The following is a 19,225-nucleotide window of genomic DNA, read 5'->3' as shown; positions in this document are numbered from 1 at the left end:
CAGCTGCCAGAAGGAGGAAACCGATGCGCTGAGGCTTCATTCACGAAAGCCCCGCTTTTCAGGGGCAAGCGGGCGATTGTCGGGTTTTATTCGGTTTTTGAAACAGGACCTTGACAATTACTCCACGAAATCTTGCATACAAGGGGATCAAGGTGCGGCTTGTAATCGTCTAATGAGATGCAGTTGATCCGGCGATGCACGATTACAGATCCACTTGGCTCGACGCGAAAATTTCCATGTCACGTCAGGAGAAAATCTCATGAATCGCACGACACTTGCTCTGGCTGCCACCTGTCTGGGACTTGCCCTCGCCGGTTGCGGCAACAATGGTGACAACGGCAATAGCAACCCCAACGGCAATGCGCCGGCGACCACTTCCACCGCCAATAGCCCCGCGGCGACACCTGTCACACCGGCACCCGCGCATACCGCTGCCATGCCGCCGGCCACGACCGGCACCGCACCCTCGCCGGCAGCACCGGCGACGCCGTCGACGGCGGGGCATTAGTAACAGCCGGGCAACACTTGCTCTCGCTTGAGGGCGAGAGGCATCGGCACCCTTTATCTGCGATAGATAGGGTGCTTGCCATTCCGGCGGAGGCCGGAATCCAGTTAAAAGTGATGTGTGCAGCACACGATATAAAGGTTTTCGTGTGCTGCGCACGATGTATTTCACTGGATTCCAGCCTTCGCGGGGATGACGGGTGAGAGTTGTTAGCCGCGTAGCTGGGATGAAATCCCAGCGTGAAACGCCGAAAATGAAGCTGGGATTTTCATCCCAGCCCACGCATCTCCCCGCAACCCTTTTGCTAGCTTCGCATCACTCACGTCGCAAGCCGAAAATTTTCACCTTGTTTCCGCCCGCCATGTACGGGCGTGCATTCAAGATCAGCGTTCTGGTGTGGGGAGAAAGCTCATGAACGCGGATGGTGACATCAACACTCTCAATGGCCTCATCGGAGCGACGATGGATAGCGCCAGGCATTACCGCAAAGTGGCGGGCAATGTCGGCAATCCGAGAATTCGTGCCCTGTTCGAACATCTGTCAGTCCAGCGCAAGCTGATTGCGCAGGAACTGCAGGACCAACTGGTGGCCATCACCGGCAATCCGCAGCGCGAGAGCATGCCGCCGCCCCATCCTTTGCGTCTGTTCGGCAACCTTCGCCTGCTCATGGACTACGGCTACTGCGCGCTGATCGACGAAGTGGAGCGCTGCGAGGAACGCATCAAGGCGAAGTACGAGCGCGCGTTGCTGGATGATCGCCTTTCCAGGCTGTCGCGTGTGGTGATCGAGCATGCCTATGCAGCGGTGCAGGAGGGCAGTGCCGACATGCATGCGCTGAAGCGGTATCCGTACGCCGAACATACCCGCGCGGAGCGGATGGAACAGTGGTAGGTCTCCATCAGCGGTAAGGCGGGGAATGCGGCGTGGGCGGACGGGCTTCTTCATGGCGCATGGCGCGATAGGCGCCGGCGAGAATGAACCCCGCCAGCAGCAATACGAACACGATCCAGCCTATGCGTTTGAGCATCCTTAGTCATTACATCCGAAACTATTTGCGACCAAAGCAAACTAGTCAGGGATGGGTCGCCTGCGCGTGAACGAACACATTCCATTGACGAAAGGAAACGATTGCGTTGACCCGGCTTTCACAAGTCGTCCCGCCGTTTTGGCTATTGTTGCCTTATCAGTAAGGTGTTCATTGTCCGTTGTACTGGCGCCGAATACCGTTCGGCGGATCGCCGGGTTCGGCATGGCAAGTCGGGTGGGGATGGCATGAAGACAGTTCTGCTCGTAGACGACAATCGGGATGTGCTGGAAGTGACCGCATTCATGCTCGAGGATGCCGGTTACGAAGTCGTAGCGGCGGCCGGTCCCGAACAAGCTTTGCAAGTGGCCTCGGTTCGTCCCGACATTGGCGTGGTGGTGACCGACCTCAATTTGAACAAGGGAATGAGCGGCATCGAAATGGGCAAGGCCATGCACGATGAAGGGCTGAAGTGCCCGATGATCGTGATGTCCGGTGAAAGCGAGCCGCCCGAAGAACAACTCCAATCGTGGATGAAATATCTCTCCAAGCCTTTTGACCGCAAGACCCTGTTGGCGGCCATCACCGAACAAGCATGAGCCAAAGGCGGTGCGCACGCATCGACTGGCTGGCATGGATGTCTCAATCCGGAACGCGTAAACGCAAGGATGCGAGCCTGCAAACCGGCTCGAGTCAGTTCTACTAAAGGCTTTGGCGTATGGAGCACGAATCAGCACGGGTACGTATCCGGCTCGGGCTCGTCGGCGCATTCATGCTGTTGCTGTGCGTGTGCGTGCTGGTGATCATCGCGGCGTTTTCCAGTTCGGGTGCCGATCGGCTGGTCGAGCATTCCATGCTGGTACGCCAAACGCTGCAGCAACTGCTGGTCACCGTGCAGCAAGCCGAGTCGGGAGAGCGTGGCTATCTGTTGACCGGCAACGTCAGCTACACCGTTCCCTTCTTCCAGGCAAAGGCCGAACTGCCGGTACTGGAAGGCCAGCTGCGCCAGCTGACCGAACAAAACGCGGTGCATCAACAGCAATTGAGGGAACTTTATCCCGCGATCGCCGCGAAGATGGACGAGCTCTCCAGCACCATCCAGCAACGCCAGCGCGGGCATGCCCGGGCGGCGATGGAACTGGTCGCCACCCATCTTGGCCGCAACCTGATCCAGCGCATTCGCGACCTGGTCGCCGATTTCGATCGCAGCGAACTGGAGATGCTGCGCGAGCGCAGTTCGGCAGCGGCGATGCATCACCGCTTGCTCACCGCGGTAGCGGTGCTGCTGACCCTGTTGACCTGCCTGCTGGGCTGCATCGTGGTATGGAAAGCGCGCCGTTATGCGTGGGACATGCGCGACAAGAATCGCGTGCTGCGCGAGGAAATCGTGCAGCGCGAAGCGGCCGAACGGCAATGGCGCCAGTCGCAGAAGATGGAAGCGCTGGGCCAGCTGACCGGCGGCGTGGCGCATGACTTCAACAACATGCTGGCGATCATTGTCGGCAATCTGGAAATGCTGCTCAGGCGCCTGCCGGAAAGCGAAGCCCGTTGCCGCACATTTGCAAGCAACGCCCTGACCGGCGCACAGCGCGCGGCCGAGCTCACCAAGCGGCTGCTGGCCTTTTCGCGCCAGCAGTCCTTGCAACCCAAGCCGGTGGACGTCAATCAGTGCGTGCAGGACGTCTCCGTGATGCTGCATCGTTCACTCGGCGAAAACATGCAGATCGAAACGGTGCAGGGCGGTGGGCTGTGGCGGGCGTATGTGGACCGCCCGCAGCTGGAAAGCGCACTGCTCAACCTGGCGGTGAATGCGCGTGATGCCATGAAAGGCGTGGGCAAACTCACCATCGAGACGGCCAATGTGTTTCTTGACCGCAGCTATGCCGACGCGCATAACGACGTGACGCCGGGACAATACGTGCTGGTCGCCCTCACCGATACCGGTAGCGGCATGTCGGCCGACGTCTTGAGCCGGGCGTTCGATCCATTCTTCACCACCAAGGAAGTCGGGCAAGGCACGGGTCTTGGGCTCAGCCAGGTGCATGGTTTCATCAAGCAATCGCAGGGACATATCAAGATCTACAGCGAGCTGGGCGTAGGCACCACGGTCAAGCTGTATCTGCCGCGCGATACGGCCAGCAAGGAAGAGCAGGCCCGGCCGTCCGCCGCACCGGATGCACCGCTCCAGCCCCCGCGCAAAGTGCTGGTGGTGGAGGACGATGCGGACGTGCGCGAGTTCGTCGTGACGGTTCTGCAGGACCTTGGCTACCAGGCCATCTCCGCCGCCAACGCCGAATCGGCTCGCAGCGCCCTGGCCAAGGATGGACACATCGATGCGATGCTGACAGACGTGGTGATGCCGGGCATCAACGGCAAGCAATTGGTCGACGACATTCGCGATATGCGGCCAGACATGGCGGTTCTGTTCATGACCGGCTACTCGCGCAATGCCATCGTGCATAACGGCGTGCTGGATCCGGACGTGCGCCTGATCACCAAACCGTTCACGGTAGATGAGCTGTCGCGTGAATTGCGTGCGGCCATCGTCGCGCACGGGCTGGTGCATTGAGGCAACACACATGGAAGCCAGCTGAACGCGCTCACGCGCCAACGACCTGCCGATCACCTTTGCCGAAAAATAATGCGCTCACTTTCCACAGAGGTGATGGCGCATGAAGACGCGTATGTCGGCGAGCCTCGCATTGGTCGCATGCTTGATGGTGACGGGCATCGGCACCGCTGCGGCCCAGGACCACGATCGCTCCAGCGATCACCCGCATCGGGTCTGCCACCGCGTGCGGGTGCAGGACAAGCCGAAGGACAAACACCAGATCGCCGGCACCCTGGTCGGCGCGGCGGCGGGCGGTCTGGTCGGCAATCAGTTCGGCGGCGGCAAGGGCAAAGTGCTTACCACCGCCGGTGGCGTGCTGGCGGGTGGTTACGCAGGCAAGAAAGTGCAGGAAAACCATCAGGAAAACCATGCCACGTATCACTACGAAGAGCGGTGCCACGACGTGCAGTAAGCGGGGAGGAGGCGCAGCCGAACGCCAACATGGCAGGTCGAATCCGGCAGGTTAGGTTGGGTGATCCCGCTCAACCTCGCCTGCGCGTCATGGCAATGGATGCCCGCCGGTTACGCCATACACTTCCGCCGTCACGTAGCTCGATTCCTGCGAAGCGAGAAATACGTATATCGATGCCAGCTCTGCCGGTTGGCCCGGTCGCCCGAGCGGAACGTTCTTGCCGAATTCCTTCACCTTCTTCTGGGGTTGTCCGCCGGAAGGTTGCAGCGGCGTCCAGATCGGGCCTGGCGCCACCGCGTTGACGCGGATACCGCGGTCGGCGAGTTGCTTGCCCAGCACCTTGGTGAAGCCGACGATGGCTGATTTGGTCGGCGCGTAGTCGCCAAGGATCGGCGATTGATCGTAGGCCTGGATGGATGCGGTGTTGATGATCGTCGCGCCGCGCGGCAGATGCGGCACGGCCGCCTTGCAGATCCAGAACATGGCGTAGACGTTGGTCTTGAACGTCGCATCGAACTGCTCGGTGGTGATGTCCAGGAAGCTGTCCTGATACGCCTGCTTGCCGGCGACATTCACCACGATGTCGAGGCCGCCCATTTCCTTGACGGCGCTTTCCACCAGCTTCGTGCAGAACGCCTCGTCCTGGATGTCGCCGGGCACGGTATGCACGGACACGCCGCTGTCGCGGATGATCGGCAGCAGGTCTTTGGCATCTTCCTCTTCATCGGGCAGGTAGTTCAGCGTCAGGTCCGCGCCTTCGCGCGCGAAAGCGATGGCCACGGCGCGGCCGATGCCGGAATCACCGCCGGTAATCAACGCCTTGCGCCCTTTCAGACGGCCAAACCCGACATAGCTGTCTTCACCGTGGTCGGGACGCGGCGTCATCTCCTTGGCCAGGCCCGGCGCCGGTTGCGGCTGCTCTTCAAACGGCGGCCGCGGATACTGAGTGGTGGGATCGCGCATGGTGTACTGGTTGGTCGAGCTCATGAGTATCTCCGTCTCCGATCAGCTGTCATGCATACGCTGCGCATCGTCGAAGACGCGTGTGTTTCGCGTCGGATGCGGCGTTGATGCGGCGAATGCGCTTTCTTCAAGTGCGGAGTGACAAGCTGGGTGGCATGAAAAGGACGCACACAAAACGGATGCGCCTGCTCGCTGCATTGCTGGCCGGCACGTGCGCGCTTGCGCTGGGCGCCTGCCACGATCGCGATCCTGCCCTGCAGCAACCGTACGGTCCGTCAGCGCCTTCCACCTCCCCAAGTTCGACGCAACCACATCAGTGGCCTGCGCCTGCCGGCAGTGTCCGCAGCCCATCCAAGCCGACGCCGGCACAGGCGCGCTCGTGAACCAGGTGCAGAACAAATACCTTGGCGACCGCTCTACACCAGGCAACGAGTGCTGCGACCGGTGGACGCTGGTGGTCAGTAGCGATCCGGCTTTGTTGGCTACGTTGCATTGGGTGGCGGACGACCATTTCGTAGGGCCGAAGTTGGAGTCCGCGTTGAGCGAGTTGTTGCATGACGCGGAGCTGATTTGAGGCGCGCGATGTGTGTGGTGGTTTGAAGGCGACAAACCGCTCGGTGCGAGCCAGCCATCTGCTCAACGCAAATCGCTACGCGATTTATCGGAAACGCGTTCACCCCTGGCTCACACCCAGTTGAAGCGCTCCGGCTTAGCGTGTGCACACGCCAAGCGCAGGAAGCTCAACCATGAAAAAGCGAGTGGTATTCAGCGTCGACGACGTGGCGGGGGCGCGTGCCGCCATGGATCAACTGCGTGCGGCAGGCATTGCCGATCAAAGCATCTCGCTGATCGCGCGTTCCGACAAATCGGAAATGATTCCCGACGATCGCAAGGTCGTTGAAGGCGATTTCTATCCCGCCGCTGCGAAAGGTGCCGCGGGCGGTGCGGCGCTTGGTCTGGTGGCCGGGCTGGTGGCGGTGGCGATTCCACCGTTGGGCATCACCTTTGCCGGTGCGCTGGCGATGGCCGTGGGTGGAAGCGTGTTGGGTGCCTGGTCCACCGCGCTTTCCGGTTCCGCGCTGGACGATCCGGTGCGGCGGCAATTCGAAGACGAAGTGCAAGCCGGTCGCATCCTGGTAGTGGTCGATGCGGAGGAAGAGCAGGTAGGCCTGACCTACCGGACCATGGTTGCAAGCGGGGCGAAGCCGCTGCCGTTCGAGCGGCCGACGGCCATGACGTGAGCGTCGACGCGACAGCGTCGAAACGCCGACTGTGCATTCACTTTTCGCGGGATACGGTCGCGTGGATGGGCGGCGATCTGCGTCGTAAGCCGCGCGAGGATGACAGCACGTTGCCGCAAGCATGAGCCAGGTTTTCTCACGAAGTTTTGGGCTGTACGCCAAGCTGGCGTTGCTTGGCGCCGTGCTGGTGGTGGTCGGTGCGGGATTTGCGTGGCGCGGCGTGGTGACCGATCCGCATCGGCTCGGCGAACCCGTGAACCAGCCGGTGCCTTTCAGCCACAAGCATCACGTGGGCGACGACGGCATCGATTGCCGCTTCTGCCACACGAGCGTGGAGACATCCGCGTTTGCCGGCATTCCACCCATCGGGACGTGCATGACCTGCCATTCACAATTGTTTACCGATGCCCCCGTGTTGAAGCCGTTGATCGACAGCTGGAAAAGCGGGGTGCCGTTGCGCTGGAATCGCGTGTATCAGTTGCCTGACTTTGTCTATTTCAACCACAGCATCCACATCGCCAAGGGCGTGGGCTGCGTGTCATGCCATGGCCGCATCGACAAGATGCCGTTGACGCAGCGCGTGGCGCCGCTGTCGATGGCGTGGTGCCTGGACTGCCATCGCCAGCCGCAGAAATTCCTGCGTCCGCGCGACAAGGTATTCGATCTTGCGTGGCAGCCGCGGGATCAGAAGAAGCTCGGCGCCGAGCTGCTGCATCAGTACCACATCGATACCGGCCGCATGACGGATTGCTCGCTATGTCATCGCTGAGGATCGAGCAGGCTGCCGCGCTGGCGCGTCGCAAGTTGGGCGATGCGACCGGCCCGCGTTTCTGGCGCGCGTTGGAAGAGCTGGCGGACGATCCCGCTTTCAAGCGCGAACTGGTCGAGGCCTTGCCGCAGTTCTCCGCGTTTGCCGCGATGGACCGCCGCCGCTTTCTGCAATTGCTGGGCGCGTCGCTGGCCTTCGCCGGCCTGGCCGCATGCAGCGGGCCGCCGCCGGAGCAGATCGTGCCGTGGGAGACGCCGCCGCCTGGCGTGACACCGGATACGCCGCAGTTCTACGCCACCACGCTTGCCTACGCAGGTGACGTGATCGGCGTGCTGGTCACCAGCCATATGGGGCGCCCGACGAAGATCGAAGGCAACCCGCTGCACCCGGCAAGCCTGGGTGCCACCGGGCCGATGCCGCAGGCGGCGGTGCTGGACGTGTGGGATCCCGACCGCTCGCAGGTGCCTTTGTATCGCGGCCAGGCGGCGACGTGGGAAGCGTTTGCGGCGGACGTGGCGATGTGGCCGGCTTCCTTTGCGCGCGATGGCAGCGGCTTGCACGTGGTGAGCGACCGTGTCGTCTCGCCCACCTTGCGTGCGCAGCGTGAGCAATGGTTGCTGCGTTATCCGCGCATGCATTGGTACGAACACGCCCCGGTGGCGCAGGATCATGCCGAGCAAGGCGCGATGCTGGCCTTCGGCAAGCCCGTCGCTGCGCGCTATCACTTCGAGCGGGCTGATGTGATCCTGTCGCTGGAAGCGGATTTTCTCGGCAGCATGCCGGGGCGCGTGGCTTACGCGCATGCGTTTGCCGAGCGCCGCAAGCCGTCTGCTTCGGCGGGCATGAACCGGCTTTACGTGCTGGAAGCCACGCCCAGCCTCACGGGCACAATGGCTGACCACCGCTGGGCAATGGCGGCATCGTCCATCGCCCTGTTCGCGCTTGAACTGGCGCGTGCGCTCGCCATCGACGCGGCTTCGCCCGTGGCACCCAGTGGCTTGTCCACGAAACAGCACCAGGCGTTGCAATCCGATCTGCTGGCGCATCGCGGTCGCTGCCTGATTGTTGCGGGGGAGTCGCAACCGCCGCACGTGCACGCCATCGCGCATCTGCTCAACGACAAGCTCGGCAACGTGGGGCATACCGTCGACTACGTGGACGTACCCGAGGATGTCACCAAGCGCGAACCCTTGAGCGCGCTGCGCAACGCGATCGTGGCCGGGCAGGTGCAACGGCTGGTCGTGCTGGACAGCAATCTCGTTTACAACGCGCCGGCCGATCTGCAGTTGCCGCAGTTGCTCAAGCGGGTCCCGCACCTGGTGCATTGGGGTTTGTATGTCGACGAAACGGCGCAGTTAGCCCAATGGCACCTGCCAGCCAGCCACGTGCTCGAAAGCTGGTCCGATGCGCAGACCGATGACGGCATCGCCAGCATCGTGCAGCCGTTGATCGATCCCTTGTACCAAGGACGTTCGGTGCACGAATTCCTGGCGCTGCTGATGAGCGAGCCGGTGCAGGACGGCCTGGCGATCGTGCAGGCGCAGTGGCGTTCGCAGAATCCGTCCATGGCATGGCCGGACAGCGTGCGCACGGGTGTGATCGCGGGCAGCGGCGGCAAGCCTGCGCAGACCGGCGTTCGTGCTCACGGCTTGCAGGACTGGTCGCCGCAACCATTGCAACACGATGCATTGGAACTGGTGTTTCGTCCCGATCCCACCGTATGGGATGGACGTTATGCCAACAATGGCTGGCTGCAGGAATTGCCCAAGCCGCCGACGCAGCTTACCTGGAGCAATGCCGCGCTGATCAGCCCGCAACTGGCAAAGGAGCGCGAGCTTGCCAATGGCGACGTCGTGTCGCTGACGTGCCAAGGGCGGCAGGTGGATGCACCGGTGTGGATCACGCCGGGGCAGGCCGCGCACAGCGTCACCGTGCATCTTGGCTATGGACGCAAGCGTGCCGGGCGCGTCGGCAACGACCTGGGCTTTGACGCCTACGCGTTGCGTACGTCGGCGCAGCCGTGGCTCGTGCCCGGACTCACGCTGCACAAGACCGGCCGCTCAGTAACGCTGGCGAGCACGCAAGCCCATTTCGCGATGGATACGGAAGGCAGCAAGCCGCCGGTGCGCAGCCTGACGCTGGCCGAATTCAAGCACGATCCTGATGCAGCCCAGGAGGGCGACAAGACGCCGCGGTCGATCTATCCCCAGCAACCGCAAGGCGAATACGCCTGGGCGATGGCGATCGACCTCAACGTTTGCATCGGTTGCAAGGGCTGCACCATTGCCTGCCAGGCGGAAAACAATATTCCGGTGGTCGGCGCCGACCAGGTGTTGCGCGAGCGCGAGATGCACTGGATGCGCGTCGACCGCTATTACGCCGGCCCCGCCGAAAACCCCACGACTCACAACCAGCCAGTGCCGTGCATGCATTGCGAGCATGCGCCGTGCGAACTGGTCTGCCCGGTCGGTGCCACCGTGCACGACGACGAAGGCTTGAACCTGCAGGTCTACAACCGCTGTATCGGCACGCGCTGGTGTTCGAACAACTGTCCGTACAAAGTGCGCCGCTTCAATTTCCTGCAGTTCAGCGACATCACTACCGAAACGCTCAAGGCACAGCGTAATCCGGAGGTGTCGGTGCGTGGCCGTGGCGTGATGGAGAAATGCACGTACTGCATCCAGCGGATCGAGAACGCGCATATCGCCGCCGATCGCGAGCAGCGCCGGATCACGGACGGGGAAATCGTCACCGCCTGCCAGGCCGCCTGTCCCACGCAGGCGATCACTTTTGGCGACCTGCGCGATCCACACAGTGCCGTGAATCGCGCCAAGGCATCCACGCGCAACTACGACCTGCTGGAGGAACTCAATACCCGTCCGCGCACCAGTTATCTGGCGCAGGTACGCAATCCACATCCGGACCTGGAGGACGAGGCATGAGTGCGCCGGTGCAGGACGAGCGTCTGCTTGCGCGCGAGCACACGTACACCAGCTTGTCCGAGAAAATCGGCGAACTGGCATTGCGGCCCAACGGCAGGCTCTGGTTCGTCGCGTTCGTCTGCGCGCTGCTGCTGACCTTGCTGTTCGTTGCCGGCGTTGGCGAGTTGCTGGCGAAGGGAGTCGGCATCTGGGGCATCAACATTCCGGTGGCCTGGGCGTTCGCGCTGATCAACTACGTGTGGTGGATCGCGATCGGCATGTCCGGCACATTTATTTCCGGCGCGTTGTATCTGGCGCGGCAGAAGTGGCGCTCCGCGCTGAACCGCTATGCGGAGGCGATGACCGTGTTCGCGGTGTCGGTCTCCGGCTTGTTCCCGATCTTTCACCTTGGCCGCCCGTATTTTTTCTACTGGGTGGCGTTCTACCCGAATCGCATGGCGCTGTGGCCGCAATGGCGCAGTTCGCTGGTGTGGGATTTCATGGCCATCGTCGCCTATCTGGCAGTGTCGGTCATGTATTGGTACGTCGGTCTGTTGCCGGACCTGGGCAGCTTGCGCGACCAGGCGCGCACGCGGGGCAAGCAGGTTTTCTACGGCTTGCTTGCGCTGGGCTGGCGCGGCGAAGCGCGGCATTGGAAACGCTTCGAAACCTTGAACCTTCTGCTGGCCGGGCTGGCGGTGCCGCTGGTGTTTTCCGTGCACAGCATGGTCGCGCTGGATTTCTCCGAAGGCGCGGTGCCGGGCTGGCATTCCACCATGTTCCCGCCGTTCTTCGTCGCCGGCGCGCTCTTTTCCGGTTTTGCCATGGCGCTGGTGCTGGGCATTCCCTTGCGTCATTGGCTTGGGCTGGGCGACATCATCACGCTGAAGCATCTGGATAACCTTTCCAAGATGATGCTCGCCGCGGGCCTGTTCGTGGCCTACAACTACGCCGTCGAGTTCTTCATGGCGTACTACGGCGGCGATCCGTATGAGATCGCGGAAGCCAGGGATCGGTTGGTCGGTCCCTACGCATGGGTGTTCTGGACGGTAGTGTTCTGCAACGTGCTGACGCCCTTGTGGCTGTGGTCGCCGCGCATCCGGCGCAAACCGGCGGCTTTGTTCGTCATCGCCATGCTGGTGCTGATCGGCATGTGGTTCGAGCGTTTCATGCTGATCGTCAACAGCCTGTTTCGTCCGTACCTGCCGTCGAGCTGGGGCATGTTCTATCCCACCGTATGGGATTTGATTTTCCTGTTCGGCTCGATCGGCATCTTCCTGTTGCTGTTCACACTGTTCGTACGCTGGCTGCCGATCGTGGCGACCTACGAAATGCGCAAGCTGGTGCATGAGTTGAAGGAGCCGGGGTGATGGCGAAGGAACAGAAACGCTACGGTTGCATGGCGTTTTTCGAAACGCCCGAGTCGTTGGTGCATGCCGTGCGCACGCTACGCGGGGCCGGCTACGAAGGCATCGAGGCGTTCACGCCGTTCCCGGTGGAGGAGCTGGACGACGCGCTGGGCATTGGCAGCAACTGCATACCGCTGGTGACGTTTGCGGGTGGCGCCATCGGCTTCGTCGGCATGCTGGTAATGCAATACATCGCGGCTGTGCTGAATTACCCGATTCGCGTAGGTGGACGTCCATTTGCCAGCTGGCCGGCCTTCATTCCTTCCGCGCTGGAGATGACGTTCCTGTTGGCCGCCGCGGCGGGTGTGCTGGCGATGCTGGCCGGCAATCGGTTGCCGAAGTTCTATCACCCGGTGTTCAACGTCGAGCGGTTCGGGCGGGCAAGCCAGGATAGGTTCGTGCTGGTGGTGCGGATGGAAGAGGGGGATACGTCGCGGTTGCGGGAGATGTTGCAAGGCTTGGGTGCGGTGCAGGTGGATGAGGTGGCGGTGTGAGACTGAGCGCCAAAAAAATACCTTCGAAGCACACTTCATCCCAGCTGCTGGAAAGCTTTCGTTTGGCAGGATCAGCTCCCTCCCCTGCGGCAGTAGGGGAGGGAGCAGTTTCCGCTTCGGCATGCCTGCGGTATTTGCTTGTGCTGTGCATGGCCTTCCTCCTAAGCGGCTGCGAGCGCGCCATGCACGACATGTACAACCAGGCCAAGTACAAACCCGGCTCGCCCAGCCCCCTGTTCGCCGATGGCAGGGCCGCCAGGCGTCCGCCCGAAGGCAGCATTCCCATCGCGCAAGGCGAGCTGGCCGGTCCATCCAGCGGACGCCTGGGGCACATCGAACCCGCGCCGGCCACGTCGTCGAACGGCAACCCCTATCCCATCACGCTGGCATTCGTGCAACGCGGCCAGAACCGCTACGAGATCTACTGCGCCGCCTGCCACGGCCTGACCGGTGCGGGCAACGGCATGATCGTGCAGCGTGGTTTTCCAAAGCCGCCGTCGTATCTGGATCCGCAACTGCTGCATGCATCGGATGCGGAATTGGAACGCTCCATCAGCGATGGCTACGGCGTGATGTATCCCTTTGCCGGCCGCGTGAATGAGCATGACCGCTGGGCCATCGTCGCCTACATTCGCGCGCTGCAGCTCAGCCAGAACACACCAGCCGATCAATTGTCGCCGCAAGACCTGCATGCACTCGGCGCAGGCGGGGCGAACTCGCCATGACGCGCACGACGCTTTCCAGCCTGGTGGGAACAGGGGTGGCCCTGGCGCTGCTACTGGTGGGCTTTTTCTTCGCCGTCGGCCATATGCGCCACGCCTTGTTCGTATATCTGGCCAGCTGGCTGTTCGTGCTCGGCGTGGTGCTGGGCAGCATGACGCTGATGATGATCCACGCGCTGACCGGCGGTGCATGGGGCGTGCGGCTTGGCAATGAATGCCTGGCGGCAACGCGGTTGCTGCCTTACGCCGCGTTGGCGGTAATTCCGCTGCTGGTCGGCATGCACGTGTTGTTTCCATGGCTGCGGACGGAGCCGGTGGATGATCCTTATCTCGATCACCAGCGCTGGTATCTCAATGCACCGGGCTTGATCGTTCGCACCCTGGTGGTGTTCGCGATCTGGGCGTGGATGGCGTACGGCGTGATGTGCGCCACGGGCAACGGCCGGGCGCTGCAGCCGCGTTTCGCCGCGGGCAGCCTGGTGGCGATGTTGCTGACCGTCACGCTGGCAGCGGTGGACTGGGTGATGTCGCTGGTGCCGCACTGGCACACCACCGACATTGGCTTGCTGCTGTTCACCAGCCAGTTGCTGATCGCCTTTGCGCTGGCGGTGTTGATGCATCTGGCGCGTGATGTTCAGGCCAACGATGCGCCGCCGCGCCTGTTGCGCGATTTCGGCAACTTGATGCTGGTGATGGTGCTCGGTTGGGCCTACGTCAGTTTCATTGACTATCTCACCAGCTGGGTGGCGGATTTGCCGGCGGAAACCGCCTGGTATGCGCCGCGCCTGCTCACCGGCTGGTGGTGGCTGGGGGTGATGGTGGCGTGCCTGGGCCTGGGCATACCGTTCTTCGCGCTGCTGCTCGGCAAGGTGAAAACCTCGCTGCGCGCCTTGCGCATCGTCGCCGTGGTCAGCCTGTTTGCGCAGTGGCTCAACCTGATCTGGCTGGTGCTGCCCAGCGGCGCTTTGCAGGGCGTTACGTTGTACTGGACCGATCCTTTGATCTGCATCGGCCTCCTGGGATTCTGCGCCATGCGCTATCGCGCGGGCCTGCATGAAAGAAGGAGGGTGCGCGATGGGCAGGGCGCATGAGCCGCATCGCATCGATGCGCCGGCCCTGCACAAGCTGGGCGGCTTGTTCGTGGTGTTGTTCGTGGTGATCCTGTACGGGATGTACGTGTTATGGCAGCACGTGCATTCGCGCACGCTCAACCTGCCGCCGCCGGCGCTGCCGCCGCAGCCGCGCCTGCAGGTCAACCCGCCGGCGGATCGCATCGCGCAATACCACTTGCAGACGCAGCAGCTCACTACCTACGGCTGGACCGATGCAAGCCATCGCACGGCGCATATCCCGATCGAACGCGCGATGGCGCTGCTGGTGCGGAAGCAGGCTGCGTCCAGGCCAGAAAACGGGAGTTCGTCGCCATGAGCCGGCTTTCGCGCGCATTGCTGTTGTTGCTGGCGTGCTGGTTATGCGCTGCCGAAACGGCGCCGCCACCGCCGCCGCATCTCACGGCGCGGGCCGATTTCCAGCAGAAGCTTGGAGCCGCGCTGCCGATGGCGGCGACGTTCACCGACGCATCCGGCAAGACGGCAAGCCTGCAACAATGGATGGATGGACGCCCGACCTTGCTGATGCTCGGCTATTTCCGCTGCCCCAATCTGTGCGATGTGGCGGAGCAGGGCCTCGCGCATGCGATTGCGCAGTCGAGGTTGCGACCCGGTAGCGATGTGAGCGTGCTGTTCGTCAGCATCGATCCACGCGATACGCCTGCCGCTGCGGCGAGCAAGCAACGCATGATCGCGAACATGCAAGGCGACGCGGATGCAGCCGCCTGGCATGTCCTGGTCGGCGGCAAGGCATCGATCGATGCGCTGGCCGGCGCGATCGGCTACCACTACTTCTACGATGCGCGGCTTGACCAGTACGCACATCCCGCGGGCCTGGTGATTGCCACGGCGGATGGCCGGGTCAATCAGTATCTGATGGGCGTGAACTACGTGCCGCAGAGCTTGCGCCTGGCGGTGGTGGCGGCATCGCATCACACGCTCGGCAGCATGGTCGATCAATTGGTGCTGCTGTGTTGCGGCTACGATCCGGCCACCGGGCGGTACACGGTGACGATCACGCGCATCATGCAGGGCTTGGGCATCGGTTTTGTGGTCCTGTTGCTGGGAATGTTCATGCTGCTGCGGCGGCATCCGGGAGCGTCGCCATGATCAGGTCGCTGCCGGAAGCATCCAATTTTTCCGTGCCGATCGACCGCATGTTCGATGCCATGCTGGTGCTGTGCGGCGCGGTGGCGCTCGGCGTCTTCGTGGTGATGTTCTGGTTTTGCATCAAGTACCGGCACGGCAGCGATGCCAATCGCGAAGGACGGCAGAGCACCAAGTTCGGCCTGGAAATCAGCTGGACGCTGATTCCGTTCCTGCTGTTCGTCGGCATGTTCGCATGGAGCATCAATCTGTGGACCTTGCTGCGCACGCCGCCGGCCGACGCCAAGCCGATCTACGTCGTCGCCAAGCAGTGGATGTGGAAAGTGCAGCACCCCAACGGGCGGCGCGAGATCGACGTGCTGCACGTGCCGCTGGGCGTGCCGGTGCGCTTGATCATGACGTCGCAGGATGTGATCCACAGTTTCTATGTTCCGGATTTCCGGGTGAAGCAGGACGTCGTGCCGGGACGCTATACCGCGTTGTGGTTCACCGCGACGAAGCTGGGCAGCTACCCGCTGCTGTGTTCGGAATACTGTGGCACTGACCATGCGGCGATGACGGGCACGGTGAAAGTCGTCTCGCGCGAGGATTACCGGCGGTGGCTCGACGAGAGCACGGCGTTGCCGCCGGCAAAACAGGGACGGCAACTGTTCGTGCAATTCGGCTGCAGCGGTTGCCACGACCCGGGTTCCGGCATTCGTGCGCCGGATTTGCGTGGCTTGTACCAAAGCCGCGTAAAGCTGGCCGATGGTCCCACGGTGACGGCAGACGACCGCTATCTGCATGACGCGATCATGCTGCCGAACACGCAACGGGTGGCGGGGTATGCGCCGATCATGCCGACGTATCAGTCGCGCATCGATGAAGAGGATGTCCTGGCGTTGCTGGCTTACATCAAGTCGTTGGAGGCGGGGCCTTCGCAGCAGGAGGGGGAGCATGCACAGCGTTAGATGGGCAAGTCGTAGCGCATCCTTGTCACCGCGAGAGACGGTCCGCTCCCCCCGGCTCAAGTCCGGGGCAGGCTCTACTGCCGTAGGGGAGGTGGCAGATTGTGGCAAGCGTCGGGATACACGCTTCGCAAATGCGGTGCAGGCAAATGGTTGGGAGAGAACCTCATGAACGCAGCAGCCACTACCGCCGACATCGAATCGATGGGCTCCGGCTACCTGGTCGAAGGTGGCCGCACGCTCTGGTCATGGCTGAGCACGCGCGACCACAAGCGCATTGCGATCCTGTACACCATCGCGATCACCGCGTTCTTCTTCATGGGCGGCGCGGCGGCGACATTGATCCGGCTCACGCTGATCCATCCCGACGGCCGCCTGCTTTCGGCGGAAACCTACAACAAGACCTTTACCTTCCACGGCGTGGTGATGGTGTGGTTTTTCCTGATCCCGTCCATTCCATCGACGATGGGCAATTTCCTGTTGCCGATCATGATCGGTGCGCGCGACATGGCGTTTCCGCGCTTGAACCTGTTCAGCTGGTACCTCTACATGATCGGGGGTTTGTTTACCGCCGCTACCCTGGTGCTCGGCGGGGTGGACACGGGCTGGACGTTCTATACGCCGTTCTCGACCATGTTTTCCAACACCAACGTGATTCTCGCCGTGGTGGGTGTGTTCGTGGTCGGCTTTTCCACCATCCTTACCGGCATGAACCTGATCGTGACCACGCACACGATGCGTGCGCCGGGCATGCACTGGTATCGCCTGCCGTTGTTCGTATGGGCGATGTACGCCACCAGCGTGGTGATGATGCTGGCCACACCGGTGCTGGCGATGACGCTGGCGCTGATCGGGCTGGAACGGCTGGCCGGCGTGGGGATTTTCGACCCGGCGCTGGGCGGCGATCCGATCCTGTTCCAGCATTTTTTCTGGTTCTATTCGCATCCGGCCGTATACATCATGATCCTGCCCGCGATGGGCGTGGCGAGCGAGTTGATCTGCAATGGCGTGCGTCGCCGCATCTTCGGCTACAAGTTCATGGCCTGGTCGATGTTCGGCATTGCCTTCATCGGTTTCCTGGTGTGGGGGCATCACATGTTCGTGGCCGGGCAGTCGATGTATGCCGGCATCGTATTTTCCATTCTCAGTTTCGTGGTGGCGGTGCCATCGGCGATCAAGGTGTTCAATTGGCTGGCCACGCTGTACAAGGGCGACATCCATTTTCATGCACCGATGATCTATGCGCTCGGCTTCGTCGGTTTGTTCACCCTGGGCGGCATGACCGGTTTGTTCCTCGCGGCGGTGGCCTTGGACGTGAACCTGACCGACACCTACTTCGTGGTGGCGCACTTCCACTACATCATGGTCGGCGGCTCGGTGATGGCGTACCTGGGGGGCATCCACTACTGGTGGCCGAAGGCCACCGGGCGCATGTATTCGGAAAACATCGCCAGGCTGGCGGCGATCCTGATGTTCGTCGGCTTCAACCTGACCTTCTTTCCGCAATACATATTGGGCTACGAGGGCATGCCGCGGCGGTATCACCAGTATTTGCCGCAGTTCCAGGAGCTCAACGTGATTTCCTCGATCGGCGCGCTGATCCTTGCCGTGTCGTATCTGATGCCACTGTTCTACCTGGGCCATTCGTTGTTTCGCGGCGAGCCGGCGGGGCCGAATCCGTGGCGCGCAACCGGCCTGGAATGGACCGTCGCTTCACCGCCGCCCGAACACAATTTCCATGAAACGCCGGTGGTGACTACCGACCCATACGATTACCACGACTGATGAATGCGTCCATGCCAGCAGCGGCGGTGCAGCAGCAATTCGACGATGCACCCCAGCAGAAAGAAGCCGCCATGCTCGGCATGTGGGCGTTCATTGCCACGGAAGTGCTGTTCTTTGGCGTGCTGTTTGCGGCGTACGTGGTTTGCCGCTGGCGTTTTCCGCTGGCGTTCGTCGAAGGCAGTTCGCATCTGGATTTCCCGATGGGCACGGCGGAAACGGCGATCTTGCTGACCAGCGGTTGCCTTTCGGCGATCGCGTTGCGGCAGATCCAGTTGAACAAGGCGCGTCAAAGCGCGGTGTTGCTGCTGGTGACCAGTTTGCTCGGCGTGGCGTTCCTGGTGCTGCACGGCATGGAGTATCACGACGAATTCAAGGAAGGCTTGATACCCGGCATCCGCTACCTGCAGCAAGGGCCGAGCGCGCATGAGATGGAATTGTTCTTCAGCCTTTACTACGTGACCACCGGCTTTCACAGCCTGCACGTGCTGATTGGCGTGGTGTTGCTGCTGATCATGGCGTGGCGCACCTGGCGTGGCTCATTTTGCGCGCAGTACCACACGCCGATCGAAATCACCGGTTTGTACTGGAGCCTGGTCGATATCGTGTGGATCTTTGTCTACCCGGCCTTTTATCTGGTGGGGAGCGCGGGATGACGCAGCAGGAAATTCCCAGCTTGCGCAGCCAGTTGCTGGTGCTGGCCGGCTTGCTGATCTTGCTTGCCCTTTCCGCGGGCTTGTCCCGCGTGCCGCTTGGCTGGTGGGTGCTGGCGATTACCGCAAGCGTGGCGGTGAGCCAGGCTCTGTTGGTGATGGTGGTGTTCATGCGGCTGAAGAGCGGGCATCCGGCGCTGCGGATGATTGCCATCCTGGCCTTTGCGTGGCCGTTGATCCTGGTGGCGCTGACGCTGGGTGATTACTTCACCCGCTCACTGCTGCACGCGGCCTTGCATTGATTGAGCGTTTCAATCGGGGCTCTTGCTCGGCACGAAGGCGGATACCGGATCGCTGGCGGGAAAGGTTTCTTCCAGGGCGTGGTCGTGGTTCTCGCTCTCGTGCCGCTTGCGCCGCTCGCGCGCTTCCTGGCTTTCCGCGCGTTGCGCGCTGCCGTCGGATGGATGAGGCGAATCTTTACGGTCGTGCGATGCCATGAGATGTCCTCCACGATAGCGAGGGCATGCTGCTACTTCGCCTGTGATGTGCGCATGGA

At 62.2% G+C, this 19,225-nt stretch carries 22 protein-coding genes; 19 read left to right on the top strand and 3 right to left on the bottom strand.

The window, feature by feature from the left end; all coding sequences use genetic code 11:
• Positions 1-259: 259 nt before the first annotated feature.
• Both V7M64_RS09615 and V7M64_RS09610 read left to right on the top strand, forming a co-directional pair.
• A complete protein-coding gene (locus V7M64_RS09615; RefSeq protein ID WP_333678897.1) occupies positions 260-508 on the top strand; it encodes a hypothetical protein in 249 nt (82 codons plus the stop codon).
• 408 nt (positions 509-916) lie between these two features.
• Complete coding sequence (locus tag V7M64_RS09610) at positions 917-1,396, top strand: PA2169 family four-helix-bundle protein (protein ID WP_333678895.1); 480 nt, start codon at positions 917-919, stop codon at positions 1,394-1,396.
• Between the two features lie 7 nt (positions 1,397-1,403).
• Here the strand turns inward: V7M64_RS09610 and V7M64_RS09605 are convergent, their stop codons facing one another.
• Positions 1,404-1,532 carry a hypothetical protein gene (locus V7M64_RS09605; protein ID WP_324150897.1) on the bottom strand — a complete coding sequence of 43 codons (129 nt, stop codon included), beginning with the start codon at positions 1,530-1,532 and terminating at the stop codon, positions 1,404-1,406.
• A gap of 245 nt (positions 1,533-1,777) precedes the next feature.
• Between V7M64_RS09605 and V7M64_RS09600 the strand changes: the two genes are divergently transcribed.
• The 3 genes from V7M64_RS09600 to V7M64_RS09590 all read left to right on the top strand — a co-directional run bounded on the left by V7M64_RS09600 (position 1,778) and on the right by V7M64_RS09590 (position 4,552).
• A complete protein-coding gene (locus V7M64_RS09600) occupies positions 1,778-2,128 on the top strand; it encodes a response regulator (RefSeq protein ID WP_333678893.1) in 351 nt (116 codons plus the stop codon).
• 119 nt (positions 2,129-2,247) lie between these two features.
• Positions 2,248-4,098, top strand: coding sequence for a CHASE3 domain-containing protein (locus V7M64_RS09595; RefSeq protein WP_333678891.1), 1,851 nt, complete (start codon positions 2,248-2,250; stop codon positions 4,096-4,098).
• 103 nt (positions 4,099-4,201) lie between these two features.
• Positions 4,202-4,552 (top strand): glycine zipper 2TM domain-containing protein, encoded by a 351-nt coding sequence (locus V7M64_RS09590; protein WP_333678889.1) that lies wholly within the window; start codon positions 4,202-4,204, stop codon positions 4,550-4,552.
• Between the two features lie 87 nt (positions 4,553-4,639).
• Here V7M64_RS09590 and V7M64_RS09585 read toward each other — a convergent pair whose 3' ends face one another.
• Positions 4,640-5,539 carry an SDR family oxidoreductase gene (locus tag V7M64_RS09585; protein ID WP_333678888.1) on the bottom strand — a complete coding sequence of 300 codons (900 nt, stop codon included), beginning with the start codon at positions 5,537-5,539 and terminating at the stop codon, positions 4,640-4,642.
• 355 nt (positions 5,540-5,894) lie between these two features.
• On the opposite strand from V7M64_RS09585, the gene V7M64_RS09580 reads away from it, so the two are divergent.
• The 14 genes from V7M64_RS09580 (at position 5,895) to V7M64_RS09515 (ending at position 18,971) form a co-directional block, all read left to right on the top strand.
• On the top strand, positions 5,895-6,089 hold the full coding sequence (locus V7M64_RS09580) for a hypothetical protein (RefSeq protein ID WP_333678887.1): 195 nt from the start codon (positions 5,895-5,897) through the stop codon (positions 6,087-6,089).
• Between the two features lie 172 nt (positions 6,090-6,261).
• The gene (locus tag V7M64_RS09575; RefSeq protein WP_333678885.1) at positions 6,262-6,756 is read left to right on the top strand and encodes a hypothetical protein; all 495 of its coding nucleotides are present in this window, start codon (positions 6,262-6,264) and stop codon (positions 6,754-6,756) included.
• 121 nt (positions 6,757-6,877) lie between these two features.
• Positions 6,878-7,525 carry a cytochrome c3 family protein gene (locus tag V7M64_RS09570; RefSeq protein WP_333678883.1) on the top strand — a complete coding sequence of 216 codons (648 nt, stop codon included), beginning with the start codon at positions 6,878-6,880 and terminating at the stop codon, positions 7,523-7,525.
• Positions 7,513-10,467: a TAT-variant-translocated molybdopterin oxidoreductase gene (locus tag V7M64_RS09565; RefSeq protein ID WP_333678881.1), complete on the top strand. Its 2,955-nt coding sequence runs from the start codon at positions 7,513-7,515 to the stop codon at positions 10,465-10,467. Before V7M64_RS09570 ends, V7M64_RS09565 begins: the two co-directional genes overlap by 13 nt.
• A complete protein-coding gene (gene nrfD / locus V7M64_RS09560; protein WP_333678879.1) occupies positions 10,464-11,816 on the top strand; it encodes an NrfD/PsrC family molybdoenzyme membrane anchor subunit in 1,353 nt (450 codons plus the stop codon). Before V7M64_RS09565 ends, nrfD begins: the two co-directional genes overlap by 4 nt.
• The gene (locus V7M64_RS09555; protein WP_333678877.1) at positions 11,816-12,349 is read left to right on the top strand and encodes a DUF3341 domain-containing protein; all 534 of its coding nucleotides are present in this window, start codon (positions 11,816-11,818) and stop codon (positions 12,347-12,349) included. Before nrfD ends, V7M64_RS09555 begins: the two co-directional genes overlap by 1 nt.
• A gap of 149 nt (positions 12,350-12,498) precedes the next feature.
• Positions 12,499-13,074, top strand: coding sequence for a cytochrome c (locus V7M64_RS09550; RefSeq protein WP_333678876.1), 576 nt, complete (start codon positions 12,499-12,501; stop codon positions 13,072-13,074).
• Positions 13,071-14,162, top strand: a complete 1,092-nt coding sequence (locus V7M64_RS09545) for a hypothetical protein (RefSeq protein WP_333678875.1) — start codon at positions 13,071-13,073, stop codon at positions 14,160-14,162. Before V7M64_RS09550 ends, V7M64_RS09545 begins: the two co-directional genes overlap by 4 nt.
• On the top strand, positions 14,146-14,499 hold the full coding sequence (locus V7M64_RS09540) for a hypothetical protein (protein ID WP_333678874.1): 354 nt from the start codon (positions 14,146-14,148) through the stop codon (positions 14,497-14,499). The genes V7M64_RS09545 and V7M64_RS09540 overlap by 17 nt, the downstream gene beginning before the upstream one ends.
• Positions 14,496-15,290: an SCO family protein gene (locus V7M64_RS09535; protein WP_333678873.1), complete on the top strand. Its 795-nt coding sequence runs from the start codon at positions 14,496-14,498 to the stop codon at positions 15,288-15,290. Before V7M64_RS09540 ends, V7M64_RS09535 begins: the two co-directional genes overlap by 4 nt.
• On the top strand, positions 15,287-16,237 hold the full coding sequence (gene coxB / locus V7M64_RS09530) for a cytochrome c oxidase subunit II (protein WP_333678871.1): 951 nt from the start codon (positions 15,287-15,289) through the stop codon (positions 16,235-16,237). Before V7M64_RS09535 ends, coxB begins: the two co-directional genes overlap by 4 nt.
• Before the next feature lie 165 nt (positions 16,238-16,402).
• On the top strand, positions 16,403-18,019 hold the full coding sequence (ctaD, locus tag V7M64_RS09525) for a cytochrome c oxidase subunit I (protein ID WP_333678869.1): 1,617 nt from the start codon (positions 16,403-16,405) through the stop codon (positions 18,017-18,019).
• Entirely contained in the window at positions 18,019-18,672 is a 654-nt protein-coding gene (locus tag V7M64_RS09520; RefSeq protein ID WP_333678868.1) for a cytochrome c oxidase subunit 3, read from the top strand. Before ctaD ends, V7M64_RS09520 begins: the two co-directional genes overlap by 1 nt.
• On the top strand, positions 18,669-18,971 hold the full coding sequence (locus tag V7M64_RS09515) for a cytochrome C oxidase subunit IV family protein (protein ID WP_333678867.1): 303 nt from the start codon (positions 18,669-18,671) through the stop codon (positions 18,969-18,971). The genes V7M64_RS09520 and V7M64_RS09515 overlap by 4 nt, the downstream gene beginning before the upstream one ends.
• A 9-nt stretch (positions 18,972-18,980) precedes the next feature.
• On the opposite strand, the gene V7M64_RS09510 is transcribed toward V7M64_RS09515, so the two are convergent.
• A complete protein-coding gene (locus tag V7M64_RS09510) occupies positions 18,981-19,166 on the bottom strand; it encodes a hypothetical protein (RefSeq protein WP_333678865.1) in 186 nt (61 codons plus the stop codon).
• Positions 19,167-19,225: the final 59 nt, after the last annotated feature.

This window comes from Dyella sp. (assembly GCF_036746095.1).
Lineage (GTDB): Bacteria > Pseudomonadota > Gammaproteobacteria > Xanthomonadales > Rhodanobacteraceae > Dyella_B.
Note: the sequence above shows the minus strand (reverse complement) of the source record. Positions and strands in the feature narration are given on the sequence as shown.